The 16,696-nt window shown below is 68.0% G+C and carries 20 protein-coding genes and 1 tRNA gene; 15 read left to right on the top strand and 6 right to left on the bottom strand.

The window, feature by feature from the left end; translation table 11 throughout:
* The first annotated feature begins 71 nt into the window (after positions 1–71).
* From FZ033_RS20335 to FZ033_RS20370, 8 genes are read left to right on the top strand one after another with little or no spacing between them, the layout of a single operon-like run.
* Positions 72–956, top strand: coding sequence for a branched-chain amino acid ABC transporter permease (locus FZ033_RS20335; protein ID WP_149577892.1), 885 nt, complete (start codon positions 72–74; stop codon positions 954–956).
* On the top strand, positions 953–2,005 hold the full coding sequence (locus FZ033_RS20340; RefSeq protein ID WP_149577893.1) for a branched-chain amino acid ABC transporter permease: 1,053 nt from the start codon (positions 953–955) through the stop codon (positions 2,003–2,005). Before FZ033_RS20335 ends, FZ033_RS20340 begins: the two co-directional genes overlap by 4 nt.
* Complete coding sequence (locus FZ033_RS20345) at positions 2,002–2,751, top strand: ABC transporter ATP-binding protein (RefSeq protein WP_232847584.1); 750 nt, start codon at positions 2,002–2,004, stop codon at positions 2,749–2,751. Before FZ033_RS20340 ends, FZ033_RS20345 begins: the two co-directional genes overlap by 4 nt.
* Complete coding sequence (locus FZ033_RS20350; protein ID WP_149577894.1) at positions 2,732–3,448, top strand: ABC transporter ATP-binding protein; 717 nt, start codon at positions 2,732–2,734, stop codon at positions 3,446–3,448. The genes FZ033_RS20345 and FZ033_RS20350 overlap by 20 nt, the downstream gene beginning before the upstream one ends.
* A gap of 13 nt (positions 3,449–3,461) precedes the next feature.
* Positions 3,462–4,217: an SDR family NAD(P)-dependent oxidoreductase gene (locus tag FZ033_RS20355; RefSeq protein ID WP_149577895.1), complete on the top strand. Its 756-nt coding sequence runs from the start codon at positions 3,462–3,464 to the stop codon at positions 4,215–4,217.
* Between the two features lie 20 nt (positions 4,218–4,237).
* Positions 4,238–5,074 (top strand): transketolase, encoded by an 837-nt coding sequence (locus tag FZ033_RS20360; protein WP_149577896.1) that lies wholly within the window; start codon positions 4,238–4,240, stop codon positions 5,072–5,074.
* The gene (locus tag FZ033_RS20365) at positions 5,067–6,065 is read left to right on the top strand and encodes a transketolase family protein (protein ID WP_149577897.1); all 999 of its coding nucleotides are present in this window, start codon (positions 5,067–5,069) and stop codon (positions 6,063–6,065) included. The genes FZ033_RS20360 and FZ033_RS20365 overlap by 8 nt, the downstream gene beginning before the upstream one ends.
* A 4-nt stretch (positions 6,066–6,069) precedes the next feature.
* A complete protein-coding gene (locus FZ033_RS20370) occupies positions 6,070–7,158 on the top strand; it encodes a glycerol dehydrogenase (RefSeq protein ID WP_149577898.1) in 1,089 nt (362 codons plus the stop codon).
* A gap of 9 nt (positions 7,159–7,167) precedes the next feature.
* Here the strand turns inward: FZ033_RS20370 and FZ033_RS24415 are convergent, their stop codons facing one another.
* The 5 genes from FZ033_RS24415 to otsB form a co-directional block, all read right to left on the bottom strand.
* Positions 7,168–8,028, bottom strand: a complete 861-nt coding sequence (locus tag FZ033_RS24415; RefSeq protein WP_232847585.1) for a group III truncated hemoglobin — start codon at positions 8,026–8,028, stop codon at positions 7,168–7,170.
* A gap of 150 nt (positions 8,029–8,178) precedes the next feature.
* Positions 8,179–8,361 carry a hypothetical protein gene (locus FZ033_RS20380; protein WP_149577899.1) on the bottom strand — a complete coding sequence of 61 codons (183 nt, stop codon included), beginning with the start codon at positions 8,359–8,361 and terminating at the stop codon, positions 8,179–8,181.
* A gap of 405 nt (positions 8,362–8,766) precedes the next feature.
* A tRNA-Leu gene (locus FZ033_RS20385) sits at positions 8,767–8,853 on the bottom strand.
* 142 nt (positions 8,854–8,995) lie between these two features.
* On the bottom strand, positions 8,996–10,474 hold the full coding sequence (gene otsA / locus FZ033_RS20390; RefSeq protein ID WP_149577900.1) for an alpha,alpha-trehalose-phosphate synthase (UDP-forming): 1,479 nt from the start codon (positions 10,472–10,474) through the stop codon (positions 8,996–8,998).
* A 5-nt stretch (positions 10,475–10,479) separates the two neighbouring features.
* Complete coding sequence (otsB, locus tag FZ033_RS20395) at positions 10,480–11,307, bottom strand: trehalose-phosphatase (protein ID WP_188079601.1); 828 nt, start codon at positions 11,305–11,307, stop codon at positions 10,480–10,482.
* Positions 11,308–11,469: 162 nt separating this feature from the next.
* Here otsB and FZ033_RS20400 point away from each other — a divergent pair, with 162 nt between their 5' ends.
* On the top strand, positions 11,470–11,892 hold the full coding sequence (locus FZ033_RS20400; protein WP_149577902.1) for a hypothetical protein: 423 nt from the start codon (positions 11,470–11,472) through the stop codon (positions 11,890–11,892).
* A gap of 49 nt (positions 11,893–11,941) precedes the next feature.
* The gene (locus FZ033_RS20405) at positions 11,942–12,211 is read left to right on the top strand and encodes a YMGG-like glycine zipper-containing protein (protein WP_012113747.1); all 270 of its coding nucleotides are present in this window, start codon (positions 11,942–11,944) and stop codon (positions 12,209–12,211) included.
* Positions 12,212–12,456: 245 nt separating this feature from the next.
* Here FZ033_RS20405 and FZ033_RS20410 read toward each other — a convergent pair whose 3' ends face one another.
* Positions 12,457–12,630: a DUF1328 domain-containing protein gene (locus FZ033_RS20410; protein WP_149577903.1), complete on the bottom strand. Its 174-nt coding sequence runs from the start codon at positions 12,628–12,630 to the stop codon at positions 12,457–12,459.
* 240 nt (positions 12,631–12,870) lie between these two features.
* On the opposite strand from FZ033_RS20410, the gene FZ033_RS20415 reads away from it, so the two are divergent.
* The 5 genes from FZ033_RS20415 (at position 12,871) to FZ033_RS20435 (ending at position 16,623) form a co-directional block, all read left to right on the top strand.
* Positions 12,871–13,137, top strand: a complete 267-nt coding sequence (locus tag FZ033_RS20415) for a hypothetical protein (RefSeq protein ID WP_149577904.1) — start codon at positions 12,871–12,873, stop codon at positions 13,135–13,137.
* Positions 13,138–13,313: 176 nt separating this feature from the next.
* Complete coding sequence (locus FZ033_RS20420) at positions 13,314–13,586, top strand: hypothetical protein (RefSeq protein ID WP_149577905.1); 273 nt, start codon at positions 13,314–13,316, stop codon at positions 13,584–13,586.
* 188 nt (positions 13,587–13,774) lie between these two features.
* Positions 13,775–14,503, top strand: coding sequence for a galactosyltransferase Lgt5 (locus tag FZ033_RS20425; protein WP_149577906.1), 729 nt, complete (start codon positions 13,775–13,777; stop codon positions 14,501–14,503).
* A 154-nt stretch (positions 14,504–14,657) separates the two neighbouring features.
* Positions 14,658–15,860 (top strand): extensin-like domain-containing protein, encoded by a 1,203-nt coding sequence (locus FZ033_RS20430; protein WP_149577907.1) that lies wholly within the window; start codon positions 14,658–14,660, stop codon positions 15,858–15,860.
* A gap of 1 nt (position 15,861) precedes the next feature.
* Positions 15,862–16,623, top strand: coding sequence for a DUF429 domain-containing protein (locus tag FZ033_RS20435; RefSeq protein WP_149577908.1), 762 nt, complete (start codon positions 15,862–15,864; stop codon positions 16,621–16,623).
* Positions 16,624–16,696 lie beyond the last annotated feature (73 nt).

Raw genomic sequence — 16,696 nt, forward strand, 5'->3', positions numbered from 1 at the left:
GACGGCGTAGCCCGGGCCAAGCGTCCGGTGCTGCGCCGCCCTTTTCCCCGCGCTTGGAGCGTCACGCGTCCATGGATCCCCTCATCCTGTCTTTCGCCGTGGTCAACGGGCTGCTGCAGGGCGGCATCTACGGCGGCATCGCGCTGGGCCTCAGCCTCATCTTCGGCGTGCTCCGCGTCGTGAACTTCGCCCACGGCTCGTTCCTGATGCTGTCGCTCTACCTGTCCTTCTGGTGCTGGTCGCTTCTCGGCATGGACCCGTACCTGAGCGCGCTCGTCACCGTCCCGGCCATGTTCGCCCTCGGCTACCTGGTGCAGCGCCTCATCATCTCGCCGCTCATCGTGCGCGAGCGGGCGCTGGTGGTGGAGCCCCTGTCCGCGCTGCTGCTCACCTGCGGCATCTTCCTCGTCGTCGATAATCTTGCGCTCATGGCCTTCGGGCCGGACGTACGCTCGGTTCAACTGTCCTATTACATGCCCTCGCTGATGCTGGGGCCGATCCCGGTGGACACGCCCCGGCTGATCGCGGCCGCCTCGTCCATCGGCGTCGCGGTGGGCGTGTCGGCCTGGCTGCGCTATTCCCACCTCGGCCGGGCCATCCGCGCCACGGCGCAGAACCGCGATGCCGCCGCCTTGTCCGGCATCGACGTGCCGCAGGTCTATGCGGTCACCTTCGGCCTCGGCTGCGCCATCCTCGGCCTGTTCGGGGCGCTGATCGCGCCCTTCATCCCGGTCAATCCGCAGATCGGGGTCGCCTTCGGCATCAAGAGCTTCATCGTGGTGGTGCTGGGCGGCATGGGCTCGCTGCCGGGCTCCATCATCGGCGGGCTGGTGATCGGCGTGTTCGAGGCGGTCGCCTCGCAATTCGTCACCGCCACCTCCGCCGCCATCTTCTCCCTCGGCCTCTTCATCCTCGTCCTGCTGGTGCGCCCGGCGGGCATCATGGGCAGAGCATGAGCGTCACCCCCCATCCCCATCCCCATCCCGTTCCCCTCACCCGGACGACATCCCCCATGGGCTTCTCCCGCGGCGGCATCGCCCTCGCAGTGCTGTGCGCCGCCGCGGCCCTGCTGCCGCTGGTGACGGCCGACAGCTTCCTCATCCATTCCGCCATCATGGTGCTGTTCTTCGCCTACATGGCCACGTCCTGGAACTTCCTGTGCGGCTATGTGGGACAATTGTCCCTCGGCCACGCCATGTTCAGCGGCGTGGGCGGCTATGTCTCGGTGCTGCTGTTCACCACCTACGGCCTGTCGCCGTGGATCGGCATGCTGGTGGGCGGGCTGGTGGCGGCCGCGCTCTCCGTGCTCATCGGCTACCCCACCTTTCGCCTCAAGGGGCCGTATTTCGCGCTGACCACCATCGCGTTCGCCGAGATCGTGCGCATCTGGGTGGAGAATACGGACAGCTTCCTCGGCTTCCGTATCAAGGGCGCGGAAGGTCTGGTGGTGCCCGCCGTCGGTGGCGACAGCTTCTGGGCGTTCCAGTTCTCGGGCAAGGCGCCTTATTACTACATCATCCTTGCCATGCTGGCGCTCGCCATCCTCGCCACCATGGTGATGGAACGCTCCAAGCTCGGCTATTACCTGAAGGCGATCCGCGGCGATCGCGACGCGGCGGAGGCGCTGGGCATCTCGCCGACCCGCTACACCCAGGCGGCCTTCGCCATCAGTGCCTTCATGACGGCGCTGGGCGGCAGCTTCTATGCGCAGTTCTTCCGCTACATCAATCCGGAGCGGAACATGGGGCTCGAACTGTCCATCGACATGGCGCTGATGAGCATCATCGGCGGCCAGGGCACCCCCTTCGGCCCCCTCGTCGGCGCGCTGCTGCTGATGCCGCTCGGCGAGATCAGCCGCGGCTATCTGGGCGGCCAGTTCCTTGGCCTTCACCTCGTCATCTACGGCGTCGTCCTGATGATTACCGTGCTTTACTTCCCCAAGGGCCTGATTGCCCCCATCACCGCGCTGGCGAACCGCCTGTTCGGACGCGGGAGCCGCCCATGAGCGCACCCATGAGCGCGCCCCTGCTCTCGGTGGAGGCCATCTCCAAGCGCTTCGGCGGCCTGCAGGCGGTCAAGGACCTGTCTTTCCGGCTGGAGGAGGGCGAGATCCTCGGCCTGCTCGGCCCCAACGGCGCCGGCAAGACCACCGCCTTCAACATGATCGCCGGCTTCTTCCGACCGGACGAGGGGCGCGTGCTCTTACGCGGCAGGAATGTCGCGGGGCTCAAGCCCTGGGACATCTGCAAGGCCGGCATCGGCCGCACCTTCCAGCTCTCCAAGCCCTTCGGCGACCTCAGCGTGGTGGAAAACCTGATGGTGGGCGGCTTCGCCCGCTCCTCCGACCGCCGCCGCATCCGCACCAAGGCGGAGGAGATCGCGGTCTTCCTCGGCCTCGAAGCCAAGGCTGAAACCGAGGCCCACAACCTCACCGCCTTCGACCGGCGCAAGCTGGAACTGGGACGAGCCCTCTCCACCGAGCCGCGCCTGCTGCTCATGGACGAGGTGGTGGCCGGCGCGACGCCCAGCGAGGCGGTGGAGATGGTGGCGCTGGTGCGCCGCGTGCGCGAACGCGGCGTCAGCGTGCTCATCGTGGAGCATGTCATGAAGGTCATCATGGCCCTGTCGGACCGCGTGCTGGTGATGGATCGCGGCGCGCTCATCGCCGACGGGCGCCCGCAAGAGGTGGTGACGTCGCCGGAGGTGCTCAAGGCCTATTTCGGAGAGCGCTATGTCGTCCCCCGCGCTTAAGGTCAAAGGCCTGCATTCGGGCTATGGCGACATCCGCGTGCTGCGCGGCGTGGACATCGAGCTGCCACCGGGCGCCGTGGTGGCGCTCATCGGCGCCAACGGCGCGGGCAAGACCACTCTGTTGCGCACCATCTCCGGCCTCGTGCCGGTCTCAGCCGGCAGCGTGGAGATCGGAGGAACGCCCATCACCGCTTTGCCGTCCCACCGGGTGGTGGAGGCGGGCTTCGTGCAGTCGCCGGAAGGCAAGCAGCTGTTCTCCGCCATGAGCGTGATGGAGAATTTGATGGTGGGCGCCCACGGGCGCCGGGCCCATGCGCGGCGCCACGAGACGCTGGAGGAGGTGTTCGACCTCTTCCCCATCCTGAAGGAGCGGCGCAACCAGATCGCCTCCACCCTCTCCGGCGGGCAGCAGCAGATGGTGGCGGTGGGCCGCGCGCTCATGGCCCTGCCGCGCGTGCTGGCGCTGGACGAGCCCTCCCTCGGCCTTGCCCCCATCATGGTGGATCGCCTGTTCGAGAGCATTGCCCGCATCAAGGCGCGCGACCTCTCCATCCTCATTATCGAGCAGAACGTGTTCCAGGTGCTGGAAATGGCTGACTACGGCTACGTGCTTGAAAACGGACAGATCTCCCTGTCCGGCACCGGCCCGGACCTGCTCGCCGACGCGCACCTGCGCGCCACCTATCTCGGACTGTGAGCGAGGCGTTTCCATGAGCATGCAGAACGGCCACCAGGGCGGCCAAAAGGGCAAGGTGGCGGTGGTGACGGGGGGCGGCTCGGGGCTTGGCCTCGCCTGCGCGCTTCGCCTCGCCGGCCAGGGCTTCCGCGTCCATGCCCTCGGCAAGGATCTTGAGATCGACCTGGAGAGCGAGCCGGCGGCCGCAGGCAACGATGCCGCCTTCACCTTCACCGATTTCGACGTGACGGACGAGGCCGCCGTCGTGTCCTTTGCCTCCCGGCTCGACGGCGTGGACGTGCTCATCAACGCCGCCGGCATCATCCTGCACGACATGGCGGAATATGCCCCCGCCGGCTTTCGCCGGGTGATCGACGTGAACCTCAACGGCAGCCAGCTGATGGCCTGGTCGCTGCACGATCACCTCAAGGCCCGCAAGGGCTGCGTGGTGAACTTCGCCTCCATGTGGTCCACCTTCGGATCGGGCCGCAACCCGGCCTATTCGGCCAGCAAGGGCGCGGTGCTCCAGCTCACCCGGTCGCTGGCGGTGGGCTGGGCGGCGGACGGCATCCGCGTCAACGCCGTGGCGCCGGGCTGGATCAAGACCCGCATGTCGGTGAACGCCATGAGCGATCCCGTCCGCGCCGAGCCCATTATGCGCCGCATCCCGCTCGGCCAGTGGGGCGAGCCGGAGGACATCGCCGCGGCGGTCAGCTTCCTGGTCTCGCCCGAGGCCCGCTACGTCACCGGCGCCATGCTGCCGGTGGACGGCGGCTATTCCATCTCCTGAACACCAGCGAGGGTTTCGCCATGCCATCGCCCAATGAGACGCCGTCCTTCGCCCATCTGCGGGAAAAAGCCCTGCAGCTGCGCCGCAACATGCTGATCCAGGCCGCCGGCAAGGGGCAGGGATATCTCGGACAGGGGTTCGGCCTCGCCGAATTCTTTGCCGCGCTCTATTTCCACGAACTGAACTTCGATCCGCACCACCCGCAGGCGCCGGACCGCGACCGTTTCTACATGTCCACCGGCCATTACTCGATCGCGCTGTGGGCAGTGTTCGCCGAGATCGGCCTCATCCCGCACGACATGCTCACCACCTACGGTGCCGACGAGAGCCCGCTGGAAATGAGCGCCATCGAAGGCCACGTGCCGGGGGTGGAGATGACCGGCGGCTCCCTCGGCCACGGCCTCGGCATCGCGGCGGGGGCGGCGCTCGGCCTGCGGATCCAGCACAATCCGGCGCGGGTGTTCGTGGAGATTTCCGACGGCGAATTGCAGGAGGGCTCCACCTGGGAGGCCGCCACGGCGGCCAGCGCCTTCCGCCTCGACAATCTGGTCTGCTTCAACGACTGCAACGGCATCCAGGCCGACGGCGCACTGGTGGTGCCTATGGAGCCAGTGGCCGACAAATGGCGCGCCTTCGGCTGGGACGTGCAGGAGGTGGACGGCAACGCGCTGGAGGAACTGGTCGGCGCCATGCACTGGGCCCGCGCCCGCCGCGGCAAGCCGAAAGTCATCGTCATGCGCACCCGGCCGGGCCGGGGCATCGCCCGCCTCGAAGCCCGCGAGCAGGCCCATTTCATCCGGGTGGAGGGCAACGAATGGGACGTGCTCGGGCGTGAACTGGAGCTTGAAAATGCTTAAGGGCCGCACTTTGGGCATGGGCGAGCTGGAAGCGGTGGAGAACCGCGCATCCCAGCTCGCCCCCTTCGCCACCGGCGCCATCGCCGCCCAGGAGGCCCACGGCGACGTGGTGCTGCTCACCGCCGACCTCGGCAAATACACCGACACCTACCCGTTCCGCGACCGCTTCCCGGATCGCTTCTACAATGTGGGCATGGCGGAGCAGGCCTTGGTGATGGTGGCCGCCGGGCTCGCCCGCACCGGCCTTTCGGCCTATTGCACCACCTATGGCGCCTTCGCGACCCGGCGCGCCCACGATTTCCTCGCCATCGCCTGCGCCCATGGCGGCGCGAACGTGAAGATGTTCGCCGGCAATCCCGGCCTCACCACCGGCTATGGCGGCACCCACCAGGCCATCGAGGACCTCGCCCTCATGCGGGCGGTGCCCGACATGACGGTGATCGACCCGTGCGATGCCACCGAGATGCAACAGATCGCCGAGCAGGCGCGCGAGATGGAGGGCACGGTCTATTGCCGCCTGCTGCGCGGCAACGTGCCGGTGGTGTTCGATCCCGCCACCCACCGCTTCGAGCTGGGCAAGGCGAAGCGCATCGGGTCGGGCACGGATATCGGCTTCATCTCCACCGGCTTCATGACCGAGCGCTGCCTCGACGCCGCCGCCGGCCTCGCGGCGCTGGGCATCAATGCCTCCATCCTCCACTGCGCCACCATCAAGCCGTTCGATAGCGAAGCGGTGGCCGCCTTCGCCGCCTCGGTGGACAAGGTGGTGACCGCCGAGAACCATGTGCTCGTGGGCGGGCTTGCCTCCCTCGTGCTCGATGCCCTCTACGCCAACGGGGTGATGAAGCCCCTGCTCAAGATCGGCATTCCCGACCGCTTCATCGAATGCGGTTCCATCCCCTATCTCCAGACCCGCTACGGCCTCACCGCCGCGCGGGTGCGCGAGCAGGTGGCGCACTGGCTCGGCGCCGATGCCCGGGCGGCGGAGTAGCACCATGCGCGACCTCAAGGTATTCGGCGCCCCCGGCCTCTATGTGCAGGGCCCCGGCGCGCTGCGCGAACTCGGCCGCCTCATCGCCCCGGTGGGCACGCGTGCCCTGCTGGTGTCGGACCGCGTGATGAGCGGCATGCTCGCGCCGCGCATCGCCCCGCTGCTGGCGGCGGAGAACATCGCCTTCGCCGCCACAGGCTTCGACGGCGATGTCACCCACGCCAATGTGGATCGCATGGTGGCGGACGGCACGCCGCTGGCGCCGGACGTGGTCATCGCCGCCGGCGGCGGCAAGGGCATGGATGCGGGCAAGGCGGTGTGCCGCGCCTTCGGCGCCCGGCTGGTGAGCCTGCCCACCGCCGCCTCCAACGACGGCCCCACCAGCCGCAATTTCGTGTTCTATGACGACCATCACAGGCTGCTCTCGGTGGAGAAGCTGGTCCGCAATCCAGACCTCGTGCTGGTGGACACCGACCTCATCATCAAGGCGCCGGCCGCCTTGCTGGTCTCCGGCATCGGCGATGCGCTGGTGAAGCGCTTCGAGGCCGAGCAGGCGGTGGGCGCCGATGGCCCCAACATGTTCGGCGCACGGGCGACGCTCGCCTCCCTCTCCCTCGCGCAACGCTGCGACGAGGTGCTGCGGGCGGATGCCGTGGCGGCCCTCGCCGCCGTGCGGGCAGGCCAGCCGGGACCGGCCTTCGAACGGGTGATCGAGGCCTGCTTCCTGCTCGCCGGTCTCGGCTTCGAGGGGTCGGGCCTGTCCATCGCCCACGCCATGACGCGCGGCCTCTCCGCGATCCCTGCCACGGCGGCCGCCCTGCACGGCTGCCAGGTCGCCTACGCGCTGCTGGTGCAGTTCATGCTGGAGCGCCGGCCACCCGACTTCATGGCCGGGCAGTTCGCCTTCTACCGCGCGGTGGGCCTTCCCGTCAGCCTGCGCGACCTCGGGCTGGCATCCGCCGCCCGTGCCGACCTGGAGGTGATCGCCGAGCTGAGCCACCGGGCGCCGCACACCCGCAATTTCGAGCGCGCCCTCACGCCCGTCGACTTCGTCGCGGCGATGGAGCAGCTGGAAGCCATTGGTATTCTTTGATCGCCCCGATCAATCGCGGTGGGGATGCCCCGTCGCCGCGGTCGCGGCAAGGTCCGGCGGGAAGAGGCCGGCCTGGAAGCAGGTGCTCATGTGCTCCACCTTGGCGATGGCCCGCGCGGCCGCCACCGGCTCCAGCACATGGGTCGCGGTGTCCTTGAACAGGGCGACCCAGCGCACGAAATGCTCGGGCTTGAGCTGCAGCGCAATGTGCGACGCGAAGGGCATGCCGGAATAGCGCGTGGTGCCGAGCAGCGTTCGCGACCAGAAATTCTGGACGATCTGGTAATGGCCTTCCCAATCCGGGATGGCGCGGGCGAAGACCGGCCCCAGCACCGGATCGGCGGAGGCCTTCGAATAGAAGTCCTTCACCAGGCGCATGAGGTCGTCTTCGGAGACCGTCATGTCGGCGCCGGGCTGCTCGCCATGGCCTGAAAAGCCTTCGGCCCGATCGGCGACGAGCGCCGCGATCTCGGGCGCGGCCTGGGCCGTGCGGTTCTCCACATTCAGCGGCGGATTGAACCGGCCAACGATGTCGCTCAGCGTATGGGCGCGCACCCTGGCCAGCGACCGCTCCATGATGAACAGCGTATCGACCAGCGCCGCCTCGTTCGGATTGGCGGCGCCAAACACGGCGATGGCCTCGGCTAGGTCCGTCCCCTCGCCGGCATAGACGGGATAGAGGCTGGCGCCGACGCGCTTCGTCAGGATGAAAAGGCCGGGCCTGTCCGGCGCCGCATCGACCGCCACGAAGGCATAGCCGCCGAAATCGGCCGTGCCGGCACCGGCGGCCGGGAGCTTCAGCGCCGAGACCATGTCGGGGCGGCTGCCGGCTTTGTGGCCGGCGGGTGGCGTGGGGGCCGGGGCGGTCATGGGGACGGATCCTCTCGAAGGGCGTGCGTTGTAACGGCGTCGAGACGGGACACTGTTGCGCAGGGGGGCATTGCATGGGCGGCCGGCCGTGCGCGCTCCGGCTTTGAGCCGCCCCGAGACAGGCTACGCGCGACGACCGCAGACGACCTTTCAGGCCTTGTCCTCGCCTTCGGATGGCTTCGGCGTTGCCACGAGGCGCAGCGTCGGGCCGCCGCGCCGCGCCGAAGCGGAAGGGCGCTGCGACACCGTCTTCTGCCATGGCGGGCGGATGCGGATGGTGGTGCCTGGCACAATGCGCGCCATGATCGGCGTGTTGCCCTTATCCCATTTCATGCGACAGCCTCACGAGCAGGGCCTTGGAACGGCGCCGCGCAGTCGCGCCTCCCCAGGATCGGGCCGGACCACTGCCTTCGTCGCCATATGGATACAGCTATATTCCAAAGGTACGAACGCTATCGAGCCATTGCAAGTTTGAACGCGGTCGCAAGGCGCTCGATCTTTAGCCTTGGCTACATTTTCAGCATCTTGAGGCCGTGACCCATGCCACATGGAGCGAGCGGCCCCCTCTGGAGCGAAGCGGTCGAAGACCGCGACAGCGTGAAGAGAAGACAATGGTGCGCTCTGGCGGACCGGTTTCGAACCCGCAGGGTTCGCAAGGCCGAATGGCCGTCGCCGACGTTTCGGCGCTCCCTCTGGAGCGAAGCGGTCGAAGACCGCGACAGCGTGAAGAGAAGACAATGGTGCGGGCGGTCGGACTCGAACCGACATATCCGTAAGGACGGCGGATTTTGAGTCCGCTGCGTCTACCAGTTCCGCCACGCCCGCACGGCGACCCGGCGAAGGCTCAGGCGCCTCCGCGGCAGGCTTGGCCGCTCGCGTTGCTATAGCGGCAAGGCGCCCGCGCGGCAACCGGGCACCAAGGCCACCAACGCAAGGCCACGGACCGCAAGGCCCGGCCGCGATCCGTTCACACCCCGCGCGGCACGAGGTCGGACCGCCAGGCGCCGGGCAGGCGCACCACGCTGCGGATGGCGGCCCTTGGCAGGCTCACGCCGCGCCGTTCCACCGTCGCGGTCTCCGGCGCTAGCGCGGCGAGATAGTCCGCCGCCCAGCGGTCGATGTCGCGCGCCTCCAGCACCTGCATCATCCGCGCGTAGCGCTCGCGCCGCTCGGCGAGCGGCATCTCCAGCGCCCGGCGCAGGGCATTGGCCATGCCTTCCGTGTCATGCGGGTTTACGATGAGCGCGCCCGTGCCCATCTCCGCCGCCGCCCCGGCGAACTGGGACAGGATGAGAACGCCGGGATCGGCGGGGTCCTGCGCCGCCACATATTCCTTGGCGACAAGGTTCATGCCGTCGCGCAGCGGCGTCACCATGGCCACGTGGGCGGCACGGTAGAAGCCCGCCAGCGCCGAGCGGGAATAGGTCCGGTTCACATAGCGCAGCGGGGTCCACGACACGTCGGAATAGGCGCCGTTGATCTGCCCGGCCTTGTGGGAGACGTAGCGGTCCATCTCCTGGTATTCCGGCACGTCGGTGCGACTCTTGGGCGTGATCTGCACGAAGGTGACCCGCTCGTGCCAGTCGGGCCGGGTCTTCAGGAAATGCTCGTAAGCCTCGAGCCGGTTGGGGATGCCCTTGGAATAATCCAGCCGGTCCACGCCGATGATGAGCTTCTTGCCCACCAAGCTGTCGCGGAACGACTTCACGAAGGCGGCGCGGCTGGCATGCCGCGCCCGCCGGGCGAAGGCCGCGGTCTCGATACCCACCGGGAAGGTGCCGAGCCTGACCCGCCGCCCGCCGATGTCGACGCCGGTGCCGTCGGGCGTCATCTGGCCGCCGCGGGTTTCCAGGTAATGGGCGAAATTGTCCCGGTCGCCCTCGGTCTGGAAGCCGACGAGATCGTAATAGGCGAGCGCGCCCACGGTCTCGCCGTGCTGCGGCAGGGCCTGGACGATATCCGACGGCGGCATGGGAATGTGCAGGAAGAAGCCGATGCGGTTCTTGTGGCCGCGCTCGCGCAGGTATTTGGCGAGCGGCATCATGTGGTAGTCGTGGATCCACAGGATGTCGTCGGGGCGGATGATCTTCTCCAGGTGATCCGCGAACATGCGATTGACGCGGATATAGCCCGACAGGTCGGACCGGAAGAATTCGGAGAGATCCACCCGGTAGTGCAGCACCGGCCACAGCACCCGGTTGGCGAAGCCGTTGTAATATTCCTGGTGGTCCTCGGCCTTCAGGTCGACCACCGCATAGGTGATGCCGGCCTTGCGCGTCACTTCCGGGATTTCCGACGGTTCCGGGCAGATGCGCCCGCTCCAGCCGAACCAGATCCCGCCCTTGTCCTTGAGCGCGGCATTGACCGCCACCGCCAGCCCGCCGGCGGTGACCCCAGAGCGCTGGGGGACCGCCACACGATTGGATACGACCACGATGCGAGACACGAGGGTCACCTCCGTCGTTGCCGCGGCGCCGCCGCGAGGTGGGTGAGGAAAGCCCGGACCGACCGGGGATCGGCAAGCACCCCATGAGTGCCCGGTCGTGGCGTACCGACCGCAAGGGCGAGGCCCCCGCGCGCGGCGACGGCGCTAAAGCCGGCCTCGTCGGTGAAATCGTCACCGATGAACAGCGGGATGCGCCCGGCAAACGGAGCGCGACCCATGAAGTCCGCCACCGCCGTGCCCTTGTCGAGGCTTGCGGGCTTCACCTCGAACACGCAGTGGCCCGGCATCAGGCGCACGTCCTGCCGCGCGCCGAGGATGTCCAGCAGCGCGCGCTTGAGGGACGGCGCGGCATCGGGCGCGGCGCGGTAATGAACGGCGATGGCGGTGCCCTTGTCCTCGGCGAACACGCCGTCGAACCCGTCCGCCACGTCCTTCACCGCGTAGGCAAGCTCGGGGTCCAGCGCCGGCGCGGACAGGACCTTGCCATCGGGCGAAAGCCGCATCTGCGCACCATGGCTGCCCGCAGCGGCGAAGCCGAACGGGTGCAGCAACGCATCGAGGGCCTGGATGGTGCGCCCGCTGACGAGGGCCAGCGCCCCGTCCGCCTGCTCCGCCAGCGCGGCCAGAACCTGCGGGAGATCTTCGGGAACCTCGACCGCGTCGGGATGGTCGGCGATGTCGATCAGGCTGCCGTCCACATCGAGGAAAAAGGCGTGGGTGTCGGCGCGCACGTCCGCGCAAACCGGCGGAAACGGCGCGTCGGGCCGGTGCCCATCGAACGCTTTTCCGGAGGTATTTTCGGAGGTCGCGGACGGGTGCAGCTGGGTCAGCACGAACCATCTCCTTATCCCATTACAGTCTTGTCAACGCCCGCGGCCTCGCCATGGTTCCCCCGCATGTTTGACGCAATGCCGCCATGCCTGCGCAAACCGCGGCAGAACAACGGAACCGGAACCGTCGCAGGGCGTTCGATCTAGGGCTCAGGAGGACGCTCGATGCTCGGATGGCACAGGCAGACGACCGCTGACAGGATCAGCAGCCGGATCGCGGCGCTGAAGGACGAGCTGGATGATCTCCAGTCCGCCCTGTGGCCCAGGCCTGGCGGATTGCAGCGGATGGCGTCGCAAGCCCAGGACTGGATTTCCGAACGGGCCGAGGATCTGCACAAGACCCATTTGCCCAAGGCCCATCTGCCCAAGGTCCATTTGCCGGACGTTGATCTGCCCCGGCTGAATTTGCCGGACGTGCGGCGGCACATGCCGACGCCGTCTGCCTCGGTGGCGGTGATCGCCACTGCCGTGGTAGTGGGCGCTGGCGTGGGCTGCGTGCTATATGCCCTAACGTCGAGCGGCAAACGCCGCCCGGCATCCTTCGCGCCGAAGGGCAAGCCTCGCTCGGCGTCGGGGGTGGTAAAGTGATTTGGACCGAGATTCGGCGCGATGCCGGGATCAGGCAAGGGAGAACATGATGAAAGCGGCTCTCATTGTGTGCGCGCTGGCGCTGGGGCTGGCCGGCTGCAGCGAATATTCGCGGCAGGACCGGGCCGTCGGCGGCGCGGCGATCGGCGCCGGCACGGGCGCGCTCATCGGCGCCGCGGCGACGGGCACGGGTACGGGCGCCCTGGTGGGCGGCCTGATCGGCGCCGGCACCGGCGCCATCATCGGCGCCGAGACCACCCCGCGGGCCTGCTGGGCGCGCGACGCCTACGGCAACCGCTACCGGGTGCAGTGCCCCTGAGACGGGGCCGGGTCCGGGACGGGTTTTCGTCCGCGTGATGAAAGGGGCGCCTCGAGCGCCCCTTTTTTTGTCTCCCTTTTTTGGTCTTGGGCCAGCCGGCGACTGTGGACGAAGGCGGCGGATCAACGCGTCATTTACCTTAAGGCGTCACAAGAAAGGCACTCCAAGCAACTTCAGGGCGGGCCCGCACCAGCGGACCCGCCCTTCCTTTTTGACAGTCCTGACGCGCGCCGAGGACGCCTGTATCAGGGCGCGCGCCCCCGGCGCATCAGGCCCATCACGGCGGAAATCAGGAACAGCACGATCGCGACGAAGAAGATGATCTTCGCAATCTCGATGGCCGTTCCGGCAATGCCGCCGAAGCCAAGAACCGCCGCGATCAGCGCGACGACAAGAAATGTAACCGCCCAGCTCAGCATTTGAGTTCTCCATGTCTGGCGAGATACCGCACTTGATCATCTGGCAACGAATGTGAGCGAATATCCGCCTGGATCTCGCCCCGTCTTCGCGCTCCACTTTCGTCAACCACTTGCCCATCCAACGGTAGAGCTGGGCAGTGGGTTCCCACCGGGACGCGAAAGTGAAGCCGCGACCTGCTGGAACCAAAGGCGTGATGGCGCGTTTCAGGACAGACCGAGAGACATCAGTGGAGGAGCGGCATGAGCGAACCGCAGAACAGCTGGCCTGCCAGCGCGGCGCCCCACGGCTATGACCGAACGGAGTTCCGCCCCGGCGAAAGTCGCAGGGATTATCCGCGTCGGCCCCGCGTGCCGGATGAAGAACGCCGCCTGCTGCGCGAGGCCGAAGCCGCCCTGGCGGGTCCCGATCGCCGGCTCGATATCGACATCGACCTGGCGGGCAGCGACGGCGAAGGCGACCGGTCTCCGGACGGCAAGGAGCGCCCGTCCCGCCTCTATCGGGAATAGGGACGCGCCGGCCATATCCCCCGCCTGCGGCCACGCGGGCCGGGTTCGACCATCCATTCGGATCAATTGTCATATTGCAACGCACGCGGGCGGATGTCAGATGTGGAAACCGCCCGCGTCTGTCCAGAAGAACCGCCATGCGAACGGCACGCCCTGAAGGCCCCCTCGATACCCCCATGACGACGCAGCACCAGAAAGAGGCCAGCGGCATGCGAACGCCTCACCGTCGCGACATCTCCGCACGGCAGGACCTGTTGGGCCGTGAGCTTCGCCAATTGTTCGACGACTACACCCAGGAAGACATGCCCGACGACCTGCAAAAGCTCGCCGAGCAGCTTCAGGCCGCGTTCGAAGGGCGCGGCGAGGACGAGCCCGAGCCGGTGCAGAACGGCAAGGACAAAGCCGAGTCCGAGGCCGGCAAGCCCGGGCCGGACGGCGCGGAAGGCTGACCCCGGTTGGCCCCGCTGGCGGTGGCCGGCGCCGAAAGGGCGCCACCCCGCCGCACAACGGTTGGGCACCCTATGTGTGAACTACAACTCTAAAGACTGGTGTCGAGTCCCGGCGTTTGCTACGTCCCGCTAGGTCAACGTGCACTGTCCGCCTGGGGAAGATGGGACCAAGGATCAACTTTTTCTGGATGGGCGACCGTCTCGGGCCTGTCCACGCCGCCTGCATCCGCTCCTTCATGCGGCACGGGCACGATGTGGTCCTGCACAGCTACGGCCGGCCCGTGGATACGCCGGACGGCGTGGCCATGTTCGATGCCTCGGCCCTGATGAGGCCCGATGAGATCATCCGCCACAGAGCCACCGGGAGCCTGGCGCTTGCCTCGGACCGCTATCGTTTCCGCCTGCTGAAAGCCGGCATGGGGGTTTATGTCGATTGCGACATGTTCTGCCTCCAGCCCTTTCCCGATGAGTCCTACCTGTATGGCCTTGAACAGGACGCGCAGGTGAATGGCGCGGTGCTGGCCATGCCGGCCGACAGCAAGCTGTTGCAGGATATTATGTCCGCGACGGAAGATGACTTTTTCATACCGCCATGGTCACGCAATACCGTCCGCCGGCTCTGGAGCCTGCGCAAGGCGGTTGGATTTCCGCGCCATGTGGCCGACCAGCCGTGGGGAACATTCGGCCCTCAGCTGGTGACGTACATGATCCAGAAGAACACCCTGATGGAAACGGCTCAGCCGATCGACATCTTCTATCCGCTTCATTTTCAGCAGACCTCCCTGCTGGCCCAGCCCGGCCTGCGGATCGCGGACATCGTCACGCCCCGCACCCTCGGCCTGCACCTCTACAACCAGAGCCTCAAGGGATTGCAGCCCGCCGCCGGCAGCCCGCTGCACGAGATCATCCAGTCGTAGAGCATGTTCGGACGCAAAACCGCTTCGCACTTTTGCTGGAATTGCTCTAGCGGCGCGACCTGACGCGCGGCGCGCCAATTTTCCACCGCGCTTTTCTGATCGCTGCGGCGCACTTTAACCCGTTCGCAACGCCGCCCTCGGCAAGGTGCGGCGCATGTCGCGCGTCTCCTTGTGGTTCCTTTTCCCTGCGCTGCTCCTCGCGGGTGCGCTCACCGGCTGTCGTTTCGGGCTCGAAACGCGCGATCCCTGGCGCGTGGAAGCCGAGGAGCAATGCATTGCCCAGAAGGGCGTCGTCGCCTCCGCCTTCATGGAACCTATCCCGGCCATCGACGGGCCGGGCATGTGCGGCATGGAGCATCCCTTCCGCGTCACCGCCCTCGCCGAGGGCAACGTGGTGCTGGAACCGGCGGGCAAGCTCGCCTGCCCGGTGATCCATCAGGTGGACATGTGGGTGCAGGACGTGGTGCAGCCCGCCGCATTGGCATGGTTCGGCCAGCCGGTGGTGGCCATCAGCCAGATGTCGGCCTATTCCTGCCGCGGCATGAACGGGCAGGCCGGCGCCAAGATTTCCGAGCACGCCTTCGGCAACGCCCTGGATGTGGGCGCCTTCCGCATCGCCGACGGACGATGGGTCACCGTGAAGAACGGCTGGAAGGGCACGCAGGAGGAGCGCGGCTTCCTGCTCCAGGTCCAGGCCGGGGCCTGCGAGCGCTTCACCACGGTGCTGGCGCCGGGCTCCAACGTCTTCCATTACGACCACATCCATGTGGACCTGATGCGCCACGAGAAGGGCCGCACCATCTGCAAGCCGGCGCCCCGGCCCATGCCCGCGCCGCTCATCGCCAAGGCGCCGCAACAGGGGGGCCCGCAACCGGAATTCGCGCCGGCCGCCGGCCCAGCCGAGGCGCCCTCCTACACCCCGGCGGGCTACACGCCCCAGCCCCAGGCCGCCCCGCCGCCGCCCGCGCCGGAGCAGAAGCCCTCCTTCCTGTCGACCCTGTTCGCGCCGCGCCCTGCGGCGCCGGTGGAGGAGCCGCCGCCACCGCCGCCGCCGGTCGCGACCATGCAGCGGCCGGCCGGTGTCATCACCTCGTCGCCGCTGCCACCGCCCCCGTCCTCCCTACCGCCCGCAACCGTATCCTCGGGCCGAGCGCCGCAGCCCTATCCCGCCGCGCAGCAGCCCCCGGCACCGCAGGGCGTGCCCCCCGGCTGGCAGGTGGGACCGCAGGGCGTGCCCATGTCCTATGCGCCGTCCAGCAACCCCGAGACCGGCTCGGTGAAGCGCAAATATTACACCGCGCCCATCCCCCAGGCCTCCACCCTCCCCCTGCCCAAGGCGAAGGCGGGAGAGGATTGAGGTGACGCCGGCCCTGCCGTTCGCCGGCATCGACGGGTGTCGCGGCGGCTGGATCGTGGCGCGGTGGGATGGGGCGGATATCCTGCGCCTGACCCGCGTCGCGACCATAGCGCCCCTATTCGAGACCTCGGACGCGCCCAGCACCACCGCCATCGACATGCCCATCGGCCTGCCTGAACGGGTTGGCGCCGGTGGGCGCACGCCCGAGCGGCTGGTGCGCCCGCTGCTGGGCATGCGGCAATCCTCCGTCTTCTCGGTGCCGGCGCGGGCCGCCGTGATGGCGGGCGTGGGGCCGGGCGACGAGACCACCCGCTACCGTGCCGCCTGCACCGCCGCCCTCGCCACCTCCGATCCGCCGCGGGCGGTGGCCAAGCAATGCTTCCACTTATTTCCCAAGATGGCGGAGGTCGACCATCTGCTGCGCAGCCAGCCGGAGCTGCGCGCCCGGCTGGTGGAATGCCATCCGGAGGTGGCCTTCTGGGCCATGAACGGGCAAGCCGCCCTCGACATGCCCAAGAAGGTGATGAACCGGCCCCATGCGCCGGGCCTCGACCTTCGGCTTAGGCTCTTGGCCGCATCGGGCGTGCCGATTGATCTGCTGAACGCGCAGACCGCCCGCGCGCTCGGCGCAGGGCTGGACGACCTCATCGATGCCGCCGCCTGCGCCGTCACCGCCAAAAGAGTGGCCGAGGGCAAGGCCTTGCGCTTTCCGGAGCCTGCGGAAGCGGACGCCTTCGGCCTGCCGGTAGTCATCGTCGCCTGATAGAGGTTTTCTCTTAAGTCGAATTCCAGCCATAGGCTCCCTCTCGCTATGCGCGATGGGATGGGCTCATGAC

Origin of the sequence: Xanthobacter oligotrophicus (assembly GCF_008364685.1) — a bacterium.
GTDB lineage: Bacteria > Pseudomonadota > Alphaproteobacteria > Rhizobiales > Xanthobacteraceae > Xanthobacter > Xanthobacter oligotrophicus.

Excerpts from the sequence above, each read along its gene's own strand:
- FZ033_RS20340 (WP_149577893.1), top strand. The coding sequence starts at position 953 with ATGAGCGTCACCCCCCATCCCCATCCCCATCCCGTTCCCCTCACCCGG.
- FZ033_RS20420 (WP_149577905.1), top strand. The coding sequence starts at position 13,314 with ATGACGACGCAGCACCAGAAAGAGGCCAGCGGCATGCGAACGCCTCAC.
- FZ033_RS20405 (WP_012113747.1), top strand. The coding sequence starts at position 11,942 with ATGAAAGCGGCTCTCATTGTGTGCGCGCTGGCGCTGGGGCTGGCCGGC.
- FZ033_RS20370 (WP_149577898.1), top strand. The coding sequence starts at position 6,070 with ATGCGCGACCTCAAGGTATTCGGCGCCCCCGGCCTCTATGTGCAGGGC.
- FZ033_RS20380 (WP_149577899.1), bottom strand. The coding sequence starts at position 8,361 with ATGAAATGGGATAAGGGCAACACGCCGATCATGGCGCGCATTGTGCCA.
- FZ033_RS20410 (WP_149577903.1), bottom strand. The coding sequence starts at position 12,630 with ATGCTGAGCTGGGCGGTTACATTTCTTGTCGTCGCGCTGATCGCGGCG.
- FZ033_RS20360 (WP_149577896.1), top strand. The coding sequence starts at position 4,238 with ATGCCATCGCCCAATGAGACGCCGTCCTTCGCCCATCTGCGGGAAAAA.
- FZ033_RS20425 (WP_149577906.1), top strand. The coding sequence starts at position 13,775 with ATGGGCGACCGTCTCGGGCCTGTCCACGCCGCCTGCATCCGCTCCTTC.
- FZ033_RS20400 (WP_149577902.1), top strand. The coding sequence starts at position 11,470 with ATGCTCGGATGGCACAGGCAGACGACCGCTGACAGGATCAGCAGCCGG.
- FZ033_RS20365 (WP_149577897.1), top strand. The coding sequence starts at position 5,067 with ATGCTTAAGGGCCGCACTTTGGGCATGGGCGAGCTGGAAGCGGTGGAG.
- FZ033_RS20345 (WP_232847584.1), top strand. The coding sequence starts at position 2,002 with ATGAGCGCACCCATGAGCGCGCCCCTGCTCTCGGTGGAGGCCATCTCC.
- FZ033_RS24415 (WP_232847585.1), bottom strand. The coding sequence starts at position 8,028 with ATGACCGCCCCGGCCCCCACGCCACCCGCCGGCCACAAAGCCGGCAGC.
- FZ033_RS20430 (WP_149577907.1), top strand. The coding sequence starts at position 14,658 with ATGTCGCGCGTCTCCTTGTGGTTCCTTTTCCCTGCGCTGCTCCTCGCG.
- FZ033_RS20350 (WP_149577894.1), top strand. The coding sequence starts at position 2,732 with ATGTCGTCCCCCGCGCTTAAGGTCAAAGGCCTGCATTCGGGCTATGGC.
- FZ033_RS20415 (WP_149577904.1), top strand. The coding sequence starts at position 12,871 with ATGAGCGAACCGCAGAACAGCTGGCCTGCCAGCGCGGCGCCCCACGGC.
- FZ033_RS20355 (WP_149577895.1), top strand. The coding sequence starts at position 3,462 with ATGAGCATGCAGAACGGCCACCAGGGCGGCCAAAAGGGCAAGGTGGCG.
- FZ033_RS20335 (WP_149577892.1), top strand. The coding sequence starts at position 72 with ATGGATCCCCTCATCCTGTCTTTCGCCGTGGTCAACGGGCTGCTGCAG.